This window comes from Streptomyces sp. HSW2009, from assembly GCF_040240285.1.
In the GTDB taxonomy this organism is placed as follows: Bacteria; Actinomycetota; Actinomycetes; order Streptomycetales; family Streptomycetaceae; genus Streptomyces.
Genome location: NZ_JBEHZD010000227.1, coordinates 1 through 11674, shown reverse-complemented (window position 1 = coordinate 11674; position 11674 = coordinate 1). Strand labels below are relative to the sequence as shown.

Here is an 11674-nt window from a genome sequence, read left to right as displayed (position 1 = left end):
CCCCCCCCCCCCCCCCCCCCCCCCCCCCCCCCCCCCCCCCCCCCCCCCCCCCCCCCCCCCCCCCCCCCCCACGGCGGACCTCCGCCGGCCGCCTCCCCAGCCCTCGCGCGCGGGGACCGGGCCGGCCAGGTCAGCGCGCCACCGAGAACCGGAAGGCGCAGCCGACGCCGGTGGGGCCGGGCGAGGCCAGGGTGAGGGTGCCGCCGTGCGCCAGGGCCACCTGGCGTGCGATGGCCCACCCGAGGCCGGTGCCGTGCGCGCCGGAGGGGCCGCGCCAGAAGCGCTGGAAGACACGGGCCTGGTCGTCGGCGGGGATGCCGGGACCCTCATCGGTCACCACGACGGCCACCTCCGCCGCGCCGACCTGGACGTCGACCGTCACCGCGGTGCCGGCGGGCGCGTACCGGATGGCGTTGTCCAGGAGGTTGTGGACCGCCCGGCGCACGGTGGCCTCGTCGACCGGGCACACCGCCGCCGGCGCTCCGGTGACCGACAGGCGCATGCCCTTGGCCACGGCAGCCACCTCGGCCTGCGCGGCGACGGAACGGGCGACGGCCGCCAGACAGACGGCCTGCCGGTCCAGGGTGCGAGCCCGCCCGCGGGCGTCCACCAGCAGCTCTCCCATCACCTGCTGGAGCCTTACCGCCGCCGTGCGGGAGCGCTCAAGGCCCTGCCGGTAAACCTCGACGGTGGGCCGTGGATGGGTGAGGAGAACCTCCGCATTGGTCACCAACACCGCCAGCGGCATGCGTAGTTCGTGACTCGTCTCCTCGATCAGCCGGCGCTGGAGCTCGGCCGCGCGTTCCAGCCGCTCCAGCATGTCGTCAAAGCTGGCCGCCAGGGCCACCACCTCGGTCGGCCCCCGGCGCAGGGCGGTGCGTCGGCCGAGGTCGGCGCCCTGGACGTGGGCGGCGACCATGCGTACCCGGTCGATGGGGGCCGTCGCCCGGCCCGCCCACCACCAGGCGAGCCCGGCGGCGGCAGGACCGAGCGCGAGTACGGTCCACAGCGCCGCGTCGGAGCGGTGCGAGGTGGTGTGCCGCTCCTCGGCCGTGGCGGTGGCGCCGCCCTCCTGGGTGACGTCGGTCTCGGTGGCGAGGACCACGCCGAACAGCAGCAGCACCGGTACGTATCCGGCCAGGAACCCGAACAGGGCCAGCCGCACCCGCAAGGACCGCCACAGCCGCCTCACGAGTGGGCCCTGAGCTGGTAACCCACCTGCGGGAGTGTGTGAATGAGCGGCGGGTCACCCAGCTTCCTGCGCAGCCGGCTGAGGATCACCCGGACCGATGCGGTGAATGGGTTGGCGTGCGCGTCCCAGACGTGTTCAAGGAGGTCTTCCGCCGACAGGACCCGCTCGGGATGGTGCATGAAATAGCGCAGCAGCGAGAACTCCCGCCCCGTCAGGTGGAGTTCGACCCCGGCGCGCCAGGCCCGGTGCGCCGCGAGGTCGAGCCGCAGTTCTCCGACGGTCAGCAGCGCGCTGCGCGCCTCCTCGTCATCGGAGCGGCGCAACAGCGCACGCACCCGGGCCACCAACTCGTCGAAGTGGAAGGGCTTGACGAGGTAGTCGTCGGCCCCCGCGTCGAGCCCGGCAACCCGGTGCGCCACCGCATCGCGCGCGGTGAGCACCAGCGCACGGCGCGGGCGGTGCAGGTGCGGGTCGCTCGCCACCGTGCGCATCAGGTCCAGCCCGTCGCCGTCGGGCAACCCCAGGTCGTAGCAGACGAGGTCATAGCCGGTGGTCCGCATGAACTCCGCCGCCTGAGCGGATGAGGTGGCCAGATCCACCGCGTAGGCCTGGTGGCGCAGGCCGAGGGCGACCAGCTCGGACAGGTCGGGGTCGTCCTCGATCAGCAGAATCCGCATGCCGGCTCGGTCCGTTCGTGTGGTGGTGGTCAGTTCACTGGGCGGTCGCGGTCGCCGTGACGGTGTCACCGGCCGGGCCCGTGAGGGTCATGGTGGCCTTGGTGAACCGTACGATCACCCTCGGGCCGGTGTCGGTCGGGTCCTGCGGACGGTAGCGGCCTCCGCCGGCGGGCAGCAGGGTCAGCGCGGGCTGCCGGGTGGGTACCTCGGCCGCGATGACACCGCCCGCCTCGTCGCCCGCGTACCAGCCGGTCACCGAACGCTCGGGCGTGGTGAGGGTGAGATAGGTGCGGACGTCGCCGTCGCGGTGGATCGTGCCGGCCAACTCGACCTTCCGTAACCGTCCGAACGACTTCTCGACGGACGCCCGCTCCGCACGGCCCTGAGACGTCGTCCCGGCCAGCAGGGCCCGTACCCGCCGTTCCATCGCCCCGAACTCCCTAGCCTGCACACGGTCGGAGGGTGGGAACAGCCGGCCGACCGCGTCGACGCCCCGCGCGGTGACTTGCAAACCGCCGTTGGTGGATGCGGCGGGGGAGACCCGGAAGGTGCCACCGGTGGGCAGCGCGTACGTGCCCGCGGCCACCTGCGCACCGGGAGCGCGGCTGGTCGGCAGCCGCGGGGTGGGCAACGGTTCGTCGGCCAGCAGCGCGGGCCCCACCTTCCGAACCAACTCCTCGGCCGACACCTCGGGCCTGTTCGACGCGATGACGACCACCCGCTGGTCGTCCGGCACCCACAGGACGACGACGTCGTGGCCCACGTCGCCGCCACCGCCCGCGCTGGCGAGCACCGGCTTGCCGAACCGGGACGCGTCGTACGCCACCCACCCCGGCGTCTCACCCTGGCCCCCGCCGTGGTCGTGTCCCACCGTGCGCAACGCCGCCGTGGACCGAGCCGAAACCAGCCGTCCGCCGAACAGAGCCTGGGTCCACAAGGCCAGGTCACGGGCGCTCATCGCCAGCCCGCCATTGCCCTCAAGCGCCCAGTGCGGCCCGTCGAAGTCGCCGCGCGCGCCCGTCCTCCCGTCCTCCAGATAGCCGACGGCGCGCGGCCCGGCCGCCTTCGGCCGCCCGTCCCAGAAGCCACCCACCCGCCGCCCACCCGGCAACCGCAACAGGGTGGCTTCGGTGTACGGGCGGTAGCCCCTGCCCGAGACCTCGTCGATGATCAGCGCGAGCAGGGTGTACCCGGCATTGGAGTACGCGTAGTCGCTCCCGGGCTCGAAGGCGAGCCCCATGCGGCCGATCGCGGCCAGCGCCGCCACCCGGCTGAGCGGCTGGTGGTCCTGACCGTGGGTGCCGCCGAGACCACTGGTGTGCAGCAACAACTGTCGGACGGTGACTTCGGCCACCGGTCCCGAAAGCTCCGGCAGCAGTGCACCTACTCGGTCATCCAGGGCGAGTTCACCGTCGTCGACGAGGCGGTAGACGGTGGCCGCGGTCACCGCCTTGGTGACCGAGCCGATGCTGAACACCGTGTCGGCGGTGTGGGGTCTCCCGGCAGCCTCGTCCGCCCGCCCGTACCCGGCCAAACACGCGAACCGCCCGCGACGCGCGATGGCGACCGTCCCGCTGAACCCGGCCCGCTCCCAGGCCCCGAACGCCTTGTCGAGCCCCGGATCGCAGCGCTCGGTCCGTGCCCCGGAGGCCGGCCCGGCCGAAGGTGATGCGCCGCCACTACCACCACCACTACATGCGGCGATCCCCACCAAGGTGGCTGCCAGTACCGCCGCAAGGGATTTCTTGGTCATGGGCGAGACCGTACGAGCGGACCTGCGAACGGGATGTAAACGAGCCTGCGTACGGGCCAGGGTTGCGAAACAGGGACGGGCCCGGGAGCCGGCGGCGCTGCGCCAGCGCCCCCCGGGGAACAGGCGGGGCCGCACGCCGGCCACGTCGTACCGGAAGTGCCGCCTGCGGCCGATCCGGCCCGAGCCTGCCACCGGTCACCAGACTCGCCGCGTACGCGATGACGCGGCCGGCGATGACGAACTGGGGCCGGCCGAAAGCCGGTGTGCAGGGCCGCGCGGATGCTCGGTTCAGCGACGGTCACGCCCGATGTGACCTGGTGTGACTCGGTGCACCGGGGCCCTGGGGCACCGCGGTGCCGGCGTTCCGTGGCGTGACAGCCCGGCATCGGACCCGAGCCGGGGACGGTGCCGAGAGCGCTGGTCGTGCGGTTGTTAGGGTCCCCGCATGACGCGGCTGAAGATCGAGATATCCGTCCCCGAGAGTCATGCGGAGGCCGTGATTGAGGCACTCCACTCGGCCGGCGCGGGACGCGTCGGCGAGTACGCGCGGTGCTCCAGCGTGTGGAAGGTGACCGGCGCCTGGCAGGCGCTCCCCGGCGCGCAGCCGTACGACGGTGAGGTCGGGGTCGTCCAGCGCAGCGAGGAGTGCCGGATCGAATCGGTCTGTGACGCGGACCAGGCCGGCGCCGTCCAACGCGCCGTCCGCCAGGCCCACCCGTACGAGGAAGCGGTCATCCACTTCCTGCCGCTCTACGAGCCGTAGGCCGCGCAGGGGTGGGCCGTTTGCCTGTGGTGGATTCGTTCGGCCCCAGGCGTGGTTCGCGGTGCGAACTATTTCCCACAACGTGGGCCCCGCACCGCATCCGCACCCTGCATCCTCACCCTTCCAGAGGCGGTGGGGCCTGCCGAACGCCCCTGATTTCGGCCCCCGCGCCGCGGCAGCCCCGTAATCTCTCCCTCAGTTCGGCCCGACGACAGACCCTGGAGTGAACATGTCCTTCCACGACGTGGAGATCGACGCCCTCGCCGGCGGCCCCGCCAACCTCGCCCAGTACCGGGGCAAGGCCGTCCTCGTGGTCAACGTGGCCTCGAAGTGTGGCCTCACCCCCCAGTACGCGGCTCTGGAGGAACTCCACGAGCGCTTCGCCCCGCGCGGCTTCACCGTGCTCGGCGTGCCGTGCAACCAGTTCATGGGCCAGGAGCCCGGCACGGCCGAGGAGATCGCGACCTTCTGCTCCGCCACCTACGGCGTCACCTTCCCCCTCACGGAGAAGACCGACGTCAACGGTGCACAGCGGCACGCCCTGTACGCGGGACTCGTCGACACCGCCGACGCCTCGGGCCACAGCGGCGACATCCGCTGGAACTTCGAGAAGTTCCTCATCACCCCCGACGGCACCGTCAGCGCCCGCTTCAGCCCGCAGACCGAGCCCGACGCCCCCGAGGTCGTCACCGCCATCGAGGCCGCGCTGCCTGCCTGACCGGCATGTGAAGGGAAGAACGCCTGACGGATGCTGGGCGCCGCCGCGCTGTGGGTGTGTCGCAGGAAGACCCCCATGGCGCGGCGGTTGTGTGTTGGCTTGGGGCAGGTGGGTGTAGGAGGACCCATGCAGGGTGGGTCCGTGGCCCAGCGCGTCCACCACGGCCTCCCGTCCGTGGCTGTCCTGGCTGCGGCCTGCCGCCGGCGGGGTTGGCCGGAATGAGTGGGGTGTACACGCCATGCGGGGCAGAGGCCCCGTCAGGCTGGCTATGGTGCTCACCGCATTCGACGTCAATGTCAACAACGAGGTGGGCGATGGTCAGTTTTCCGGAAGCAGTACGGCGCGGTTTTACCCGGGCCTCTGATTGGCGGGGGCGGTCCTCCCGGGCCGAGTACTGGTGGTTTGCGCTCTTCGCCCTTCTTTGCTGGATACCGCTCATTACTTTGGCTCTTATCTTGGATTCCCCCTTCGTGCTGCTTGGTTGGGTAGGGCTGTGGTTCTTCCTGCTAGGCACTTTCGTGCGGAGGATGCATGACTGTGGTCGAAGCGGCTGGTGGTGGTTCTTTGGCCTCGTGCCGCTGGCTGGGCCGGTCACGATCCTCGTCTTCACGTGCCAGAGGGGGGACTTGGGCAGTAATCGATATGGCCCGCCGGCGGACGCGCAAATTCCGCTAGCTGTTCCCGTTAATACATGGTGAAATGGGCTGCTCGACCGAGAATTCGTAGTCGAGCAGCCCATCACGTTTCTGGCCGTTTTCACTGCTAGATGACCAGCCCCACCATCGGGGATGCCCGGAGCCCGTCCCTTACCTGCGGACGGGCTCCGCCCCGAGGGGGATCAGCAGCGCCCGCTGGACTGGCCGTTGGTGACCTTCGCCAGGCGGCCCGGGTACCGCCAGCCCGCTGTCTTCGACTTGTGCGGCCTGACCGTCACACAGCGGTCCGGGCCGCGCACGATTTCCAGGTGGTAGGTGAAACTACGGCCACACCTGTTGTCGAGCCGCACCTTGAACTCGTACTTCTTGCCGTGCCGGGCACACGAGGGAACGTGGTGCCGTCCCGTCTTCTTCCACGGAATGCTGCGCCGTACCTCTTTGGAGGGCGATGCCGCCTGCTGATCGGCGGTCACCGTAGTCGATATCGCGCCGCTCGCTGGGCCGTCCTGGCTTTGGGCGAGGGCCGGTGCGCTGCCCAATCCCATGACCAGAGCAGCAGTACCGGCAACGGCGGCGTGCCGCAGCGTCAACATATGGTCCCCCTGTGATTCATGGTGGCTCACGCCACCGACGAGAACGGACGCACCCGTATTCCCGACCGCGACCAGCGCCGGTGCGTATATGCGAGTCGGCCCGAGAGGCGTGGCCGGTGCGGTGCGCTGAACACGATGGCACCGCGGACTTCGCATGTCCTTGACCCTGAGCGCAGGGTGCGTTGACGATGCGTGCACCCTCCCCGTACGGGGAGGGACACCGCCCGCCCGTGGCGCTCGGCTGACACACCCGCGTCCGTAGTCAGGCCCGCGGCCCCTGCGGCCACACACCCACCCCGTGGCCATCCCCACCCCGCAGTCACCCACCGACCCCGCAGTCACCCACCGGACAGTCCCGCAGCTACCCACCCCGCAGTCACACCCATCGCGACCACACCCACCGGAAGCGGCCTCCCCGACCTCCGTCAGGAGGGCTTCGTGACGGGGTCCACCTCCGGTGCCTGCCAGGCGGGTCCCACGGAGACATAGGTGGTGCGTTGCAGCAGGTCCCCGGCGCGGAGCTGCCGATCGCCCCAGGTCAGACCGTTGTTGCGGGCCGTGTCGGTGGCTTCGAGCACGTGGTGCGCCTTGGTGTCGACGACCAGTTGTCGGTGCCAGGTGTCCACGTCGATGGCCACGGCCGTGCCGACCCGTCCGGTGCTGTCCTTGACCTCCTCGGTCACCCGCGCTCCGGGGAGCCGGGTGAGTACGGTGAACAGCGCGGCACGTAGCCGTGGCTCGGCAGGGGAGCGGGTGAGGAGTTCCTCGATGCCGTTGTACAGGTCCTCGGTGACGGACGCGCCGGTGGCCTTCCCGACCAGGTGGGCACGGAGCGCCGACGGGTCGGTGGGCAGCTTCTTCAGGTCGTCCCAGGAGATGGGTCGGCCACAGATCACGTACGCCGTCCCGCCCATGTCCCGGCGCGAATAGTCCTGGACCGGGTGGTTGCCCGGCTTCCCCCGCGTGCCGTCCCGACTCACCCACAGCGTCTCGGACGTGGCGTCCGGTTGCCGGTTTCCGCTGGCGCTGCGGCTCCACTGGAGGGTCCGTACCTTCCAGTACGGTGCGGTCGCCGTCGGCTCCGCTGCCGGTGAGGTCCGGCTGGTCTCGGAGTCCGACCAGGGTGGGAACGCGACACCCACCGCGATCGTCGCGGCCACGGCCGCCGCGACCAGCAGCGGCAACCCACGCCGCCAGGCCCGTACGGAGCCGGGCTCGGTCACCGGCCGCGCGTCGAGTTCGACCACGACCGCGGCCCCCGCCGTACCACCCTGTTCCTGGCCGGCCGCCGAGCGCACTGCGGCCAGCGCCGCGGCGACGGCGTCCGCTGATGGCGGGGCGACCCGGCCGGCGGCCTGCAACCGGTCGGCGCCGGGGAAGTCGAGGACGTCGATCCGGTCGGTGGCGGTGTCCTGTCCGGTCACGCGAGGTCTCCTGTCAGGGAAAGCGGGGCGGCGGGGCCGAGCGCGGCGCGCAGTCGGGTGCGGGCTCGGTGCAGTCGGGATCGGGCCGTGCCCGCGGGGACGCCCACGACGGTCGCGGCTTCGGTGGGGCTGAGTTGTTCCCAGGCGACCAGAAGGAGGAGTTCTCGCTCCACCGCCGGGAGCTCGGCCAGGATCTGCCGCATCAGGGGCGCGACGGCCGCGGCGTCCAACCGCTGGTCAACGGCGTGCCAGGGGTCGCTGCTCGGCTCACCGGCCAGTACGGCGACGCTGCCCGGCGCACGCTCCCGACCGCGCCAGTGTGCGGCCAGTACGTTACGCGCCACGCCGAACAGCCAGGCCCTGGCCGGCCCGCGGGACGCCTGGTAGGTATGGCGCCCCGCGTACGCCCGCAACCAGGCCTCGGCCAACAGGTCGTCCGCCGCGTCGGGCGCACGGCGTGCGAAGTAGCCGTGCAGCACCCTGGAGTGACGCTCCACGAGTGGTTCAAAGGCCGACGCGTCGGTCACCGAGCGCGTCAGCAGTTCCTCATCTGTCGCCACGAACCTTCCCTTCCCAGAGCCACCCCCTCGGTGGCCTTCTCCCTCTTCTTGTGCACACCCCGGCACAGCGTTCGCGCGCGGACTCTGCCGTGTGGTGGTTGGCAGGTGGGTGTGGTCGCCGTGGCGCTGACGTGGGCGGGGGCCGGGGGAGGCGTGGGTGGTTCGTACACATGGTTCGTACAAAGGGTTGCACGGTGGGTTGCGCCAGGTGGTTCCACCCGGGTGGCGAAAGGCGACTGTGCGCGGCGGCAGCGGGGCGCGGCCCCTCCTACGGGGGCGTACCGGCCCCGGCCCCCGAGCTCCCTCCGGTGGCCAGCGCGTCGCCGGCCTCGGTGCGACGGTAGATCACCCGTCGACCGGCGCGCTCGCCGACCACGAGTTCCGCCTCGCGCAGAACGGCCAGGTGGCCACCGACCGTCCCGAGCGAGAGACCGAACTCGGCGGCGAGTTCGCTGCTCGTGGCGGGGTGCTCCAGTGCGCGCAGGATCGCCGCGCGGCCCGTACCGATCAGCCGGGCCAGGGCCTGTTCCCGGGGGCGCGCAGCGACCGACTGGAGGTCACCCGAGCCGCGGGCCGGATAGACCAGCGCGTACGGCAGCCCGAGCCCCTCACACAGCCAGGTGCCCCGCCCGAGGCCGGTGTACGGGACGAACAGCATGCCCTCGGGGCCCACGACGCGGTCGTGCCCCGGCCGGCTGCTGAACCGGATCGCGTCCGCGCCGACCCAGACGCTGTGCCGGTTCATCCGCTCCACGGCGCGGGGCCAGCCGTAGGCGGCCAGCAACCCGGCGCGGTAGGTGACATCGCGTTCGAGTAGGGCACGGCGGCGCGGCCAGACCTCGGCCAGGTGCGCGTCCCAGACGTGCTGGAACAGCGCGGCGGTACGGGCCGCCCAGTTGTGGCCGGTGAGCCAGGTGCCCAGGTCGTGCCGCTGCCAGCTCGCCTCCACCGCCAGACGCAGGCTCGCCCCGACGACGTCGTCGGGGACAGTGGCCATCCGCGCGAGCTCGTCGCCGAGCCGCGTGCGCATCCCGTCCGGCGGCGGCAGCGACACATGGTCGGGCAGGTACTTCGTCGAGCCGACCAGGGTGACCAGGCCCTTGGCGAACGGGTCGGCCGCGAGCAGGGCCTGGAAGTCCGGGTGATGACGGGCGTGCCAGGGAGCGAGCCAGCGATCGGTGCACGGCCGGGACAGGGCCATGACGGCGCCCAACGTCTCGGCGAGGGGCGACAGCGCGAAGCGGGAGCGTGCGAGGGCCTGGGAGCCCAAGCGCAGCAGCACCATCGGATTCGGCCCTTCGTCGTGGGGAGGCCGGGGCGGCAGCACCCCGCGGGAGGCCGGGCCGGCAGCACCCTGCGGGAGGCCGGGCCGGCAGCACCCTGCGGGAGGTCGAGTCAGCACCCTGCGGGAGGCTGGGGCCGCACCCTGCGGGAACTTTCGGCAGTGGGCGAAACGATAGTGCCACCGCCCGGTGCGTCCACACACTCGGGCCGGTGCCCACAACAACCAACCCTTCCCCTGTCCCCTCGACGCCTCCCCCCAACCCTCCCTCGGCATCTCCCCTGCGACGCCCCGGCTTCCGCTGGTACTTCGCCGGGCAGACGGTGTCCCTGTGGGGAAGTTCCATGGCTCCGGTGGCCCTGGCGTTCGCCGTTCTCGACGCGTCGGCGCGGGTGGGCGACCTGGGTCTCGTACTGGCCGCGCGCATGCTGCCGATGCTCGGCTTCCTGCTGATCGGCGGTGGCGTCGCCGACCGGCTGCCCAGAGGGTTGGTCCTGGTGACCGCCCACCTGGGCGCCGCGCTGACCCAGGGTGCGACCGCCGTACTCCTCCTGACCGGCCACTATTCGCCATGGTCCCTCGCGGCCCTGGGACTACTCAACGGGGTGTTGGGCGCGTTCGCCTCGCCGGCCCTGCGCGGCCTGGTGCCTGAGCTGGTGGCCAAGCGGGAACTCCAGCGGGCCAACGCCCTGCTCGGCACGGTCAGGAACGGCACCAAGGTGTTCGGGCCCGTGCTCGCGGGCGTGCTGGTGGTCGCCGTGGGTGGCGGCGTGGCCATCGCCGTCGACGCGCTCGGCTACCTGCTCGCCGCCGTGTTCCTGGCGCGCATCCCCGCCCCTTCGGGCCGCAACCTCTCCCCGGCGCGCCGCCACCCTTCCCCGGGGCGCCGCCACCTCGGGCACGAGCTGCGGGAGGGCTGGGACGCGTTCTGGCACACACCCTGGTTGTGGCCGGTCACCCTGGCGTTCTGCGCGGTGAACCTGGTCAACGCGGGCAGTTGGCAGGTCCTGGGACCGCGGCTGACCGCCGACCTGTCCTCACCCGCCACATGGGGCCTGGTGCTCAGCGTGCGCGGGGCCGGGATGCTCGTCGGCAGCAGTCTCCTCTACCGGCTCACCGTCCGACGCTTCCTGCTCTGGGGGCAACTCGCGGTCGTGCTGAACGCCCTCCCCCTGCTCGCCCTCGGCACCCGGCTGTCTGTGCCCTGGCTGGCCGCCGCGTCGTTCATGGCCGGGGTCGGCCTCTCGGTCTCGGCGATCGCCTGGGAGACCTCCCTGCACGAGCACGTACCGACCAGGGTGTTGTCGCGCGTCGTCGCGTACGACGACCTGTTCTCCTACCTGGCCATCCCGGTCGCCCTGCTGGCGGTGGGCCCGCTCAGCCACGGCTTCGGCGCGCACCAGGTCACCACGGTCTCCGGCCTGCTGTTCGTCGCGATCGCCCTCCTGCCGCTCGCGGCTCCCGCGGTCCGTCGCCTGCCCCGCGCGACTTGGGAGCGGTAGGCGTACGCGGCGCTGACCTGCGGCATCAGGCGTCGAGGGCGGCCAGGGCAGCCAGGGCGGCATCCAGGCGGGCCGTGGCCTCGGCGGCGACGGGACCGAGGGCGGGCAGACCGGTGAGGGTGACCATGGTGTTCGGGTCGAGGGCCTGGACGGCCGTGTGGTCGCCGTCGCGGCGGACGACAACGTTGCAGGGCAGGAGCAGCCCGATGCTGCGGTCAGCCTCCAGCGCCCGGTGGGCCAGCGGTGGGTTGCAGGCGCCGAGGATCAGGTAGTCCTCCATGTCGTGGTCGAGCTTGGCCTTGAGGGTGGCCCGTACGTCGATCTCGGTGAGGATGCCGAACCCCTGGTCGGCCAGGGCCTGCCGGACCGCGGCGACCGCGGTGTCGAAGTCGGAGTCGAGACGGATGCTGCGGTCATAGGACACGGGCGCTCCTCACCGGTGTACACGAACAGGTTTCCGCCCCACCGCTACACCGCGGGGGGCGCCCGCTGCGTACGCGACACCGTCGGTGGTCGGCTGAGCGGGGCTTCAGTCGCCCCGGGTGGCCGGACCG

The 11674-nt window shown here is 72.0% G+C and carries 12 protein-coding genes and 1 pseudogene; 5 read left to right on the top strand and 8 right to left on the bottom strand.

Annotation, left to right across the window (positions count from 1 at the left end; translation table 11 throughout):
- Window positions 1-195, top strand: a pseudogene (locus tag AAHZ94_RS17950) (hypothetical protein); the annotation flags it as partial.
- Here AAHZ94_RS17950 and AAHZ94_RS17945 read toward each other — a convergent pair.
- The 3 genes from AAHZ94_RS17945 to AAHZ94_RS17935 are packed head-to-tail and all read right to left on the bottom strand — an operon-like array spanning window position 131 to window position 3622.
- Window positions 131-1192 (bottom strand): HAMP domain-containing sensor histidine kinase, encoded by a 1062-nt coding sequence (locus AAHZ94_RS17945; protein ID WP_349993968.1) that lies wholly within the window; start codon window positions 1190-1192, stop codon window positions 131-133. The pseudogene AAHZ94_RS17950 and the gene AAHZ94_RS17945 overlap by 65 nt on opposite strands.
- Window positions 1189-1869 (bottom strand): response regulator transcription factor, encoded by a 681-nt coding sequence (locus AAHZ94_RS17940; protein WP_349993967.1) that lies wholly within the window; start codon window positions 1867-1869, stop codon window positions 1189-1191. Before AAHZ94_RS17940 ends, AAHZ94_RS17945 begins: the two co-directional genes overlap by 4 nt.
- A gap of 34 nt (window positions 1870-1903) precedes the next feature.
- Window positions 1904-3622, bottom strand: a complete 1719-nt coding sequence (locus AAHZ94_RS17935; protein ID WP_349993966.1) for a serine hydrolase domain-containing protein — start codon at window positions 3620-3622, stop codon at window positions 1904-1906.
- A 445-nt stretch (window positions 3623-4067) separates the two neighbouring features.
- Here AAHZ94_RS17935 and AAHZ94_RS17930 point away from each other — a divergent pair, with 445 nt between their 5' ends.
- The 3 genes from AAHZ94_RS17930 to AAHZ94_RS17920 all read left to right on the top strand — a co-directional run bounded on the left by AAHZ94_RS17930 (window position 4068) and on the right by AAHZ94_RS17920 (window position 5801).
- Window positions 4068-4385 carry a YqfO family protein gene (locus tag AAHZ94_RS17930; protein WP_349993964.1) on the top strand — a complete coding sequence of 106 codons (318 nt, stop codon included), beginning with the start codon at window positions 4068-4070 and terminating at the stop codon, window positions 4383-4385.
- Window positions 4386-4614: 229 nt separating this feature from the next.
- Entirely contained in the window at window positions 4615-5103 is a 489-nt protein-coding gene (locus AAHZ94_RS17925; RefSeq protein WP_349993963.1) for a glutathione peroxidase, read from the top strand.
- Window positions 5104-5321: 218 nt separating this feature from the next.
- Entirely contained in the window at window positions 5322-5801 is a 480-nt protein-coding gene (locus tag AAHZ94_RS17920) for a DUF805 domain-containing protein (RefSeq protein ID WP_349993961.1), read from the top strand.
- 140 nt (window positions 5802-5941) lie between these two features.
- Here AAHZ94_RS17920 and AAHZ94_RS17915 read toward each other — a convergent pair whose 3' ends face one another.
- The 4 genes from AAHZ94_RS17915 to AAHZ94_RS17900 all read right to left on the bottom strand — a co-directional run bounded on the left by AAHZ94_RS17915 (window position 5942) and on the right by AAHZ94_RS17900 (window position 9621).
- On the bottom strand, window positions 5942-6352 hold the full coding sequence (locus tag AAHZ94_RS17915) for a hypothetical protein (protein ID WP_349993959.1): 411 nt from the start codon (window positions 6350-6352) through the stop codon (window positions 5942-5944).
- Between the two features lie 425 nt (window positions 6353-6777).
- A complete protein-coding gene (locus AAHZ94_RS17910) occupies window positions 6778-7776 on the bottom strand; it encodes a hypothetical protein (RefSeq protein ID WP_349993957.1) in 999 nt (332 codons plus the stop codon).
- On the bottom strand, window positions 7773-8336 hold the full coding sequence (locus tag AAHZ94_RS17905; RefSeq protein ID WP_349993955.1) for an RNA polymerase sigma factor: 564 nt from the start codon (window positions 8334-8336) through the stop codon (window positions 7773-7775). The genes AAHZ94_RS17910 and AAHZ94_RS17905 overlap by 4 nt, the downstream gene beginning before the upstream one ends.
- 268 nt (window positions 8337-8604) lie before the next feature.
- The gene (locus AAHZ94_RS17900; RefSeq protein WP_349993954.1) at window positions 8605-9621 is read right to left on the bottom strand and encodes a winged helix-turn-helix domain-containing protein; all 1017 of its coding nucleotides are present in this window, start codon (window positions 9619-9621) and stop codon (window positions 8605-8607) included.
- 278 nt (window positions 9622-9899) lie between these two features.
- Here AAHZ94_RS17900 and AAHZ94_RS17895 point away from each other — a divergent pair, with 278 nt between their 5' ends.
- Complete coding sequence (locus AAHZ94_RS17895) at window positions 9900-11120, top strand: MFS transporter (protein ID WP_502964704.1); 1221 nt, start codon at window positions 9900-9902, stop codon at window positions 11118-11120.
- Between the two features lie 25 nt (window positions 11121-11145).
- On the opposite strand, the gene AAHZ94_RS17890 is transcribed toward AAHZ94_RS17895, so the two are convergent.
- Window positions 11146-11544 (bottom strand): DUF302 domain-containing protein, encoded by a 399-nt coding sequence (locus AAHZ94_RS17890; protein WP_349993950.1) that lies wholly within the window; start codon window positions 11542-11544, stop codon window positions 11146-11148.
- Between the last annotated feature and the right edge of the window lie 130 nt (window positions 11545-11674).

Bases quoted from the DNA above. Each gene is read 5' to 3' on its own strand.
- AAHZ94_RS17940 (WP_349993967.1), bottom strand. From the start codon at position 1,869: ATGCGGATTCTGCTGATCGAGGACGACCCCGACCTGTCCGAGCTGGTC.
- AAHZ94_RS17935 (WP_349993966.1), bottom strand. From the start codon at position 3,622: ATGACCAAGAAATCCCTTGCGGCGGTACTGGCAGCCACCTTGGTGGGG.
- AAHZ94_RS17930 (WP_349993964.1), top strand. From the start codon at position 4,068: ATGACGCGGCTGAAGATCGAGATATCCGTCCCCGAGAGTCATGCGGAG.
- AAHZ94_RS17925 (WP_349993963.1), top strand. From the start codon at position 4,615: ATGTCCTTCCACGACGTGGAGATCGACGCCCTCGCCGGCGGCCCCGCC.
- AAHZ94_RS17920 (WP_349993961.1), top strand. From the start codon at position 5,322: ATGAGTGGGGTGTACACGCCATGCGGGGCAGAGGCCCCGTCAGGCTGG.
- AAHZ94_RS17915 (WP_349993959.1), bottom strand. From the start codon at position 6,352: ATGTTGACGCTGCGGCACGCCGCCGTTGCCGGTACTGCTGCTCTGGTC.
- AAHZ94_RS17900 (WP_349993954.1), bottom strand. From the start codon at position 9,621: ATGGTGCTGCTGCGCTTGGGCTCCCAGGCCCTCGCACGCTCCCGCTTC.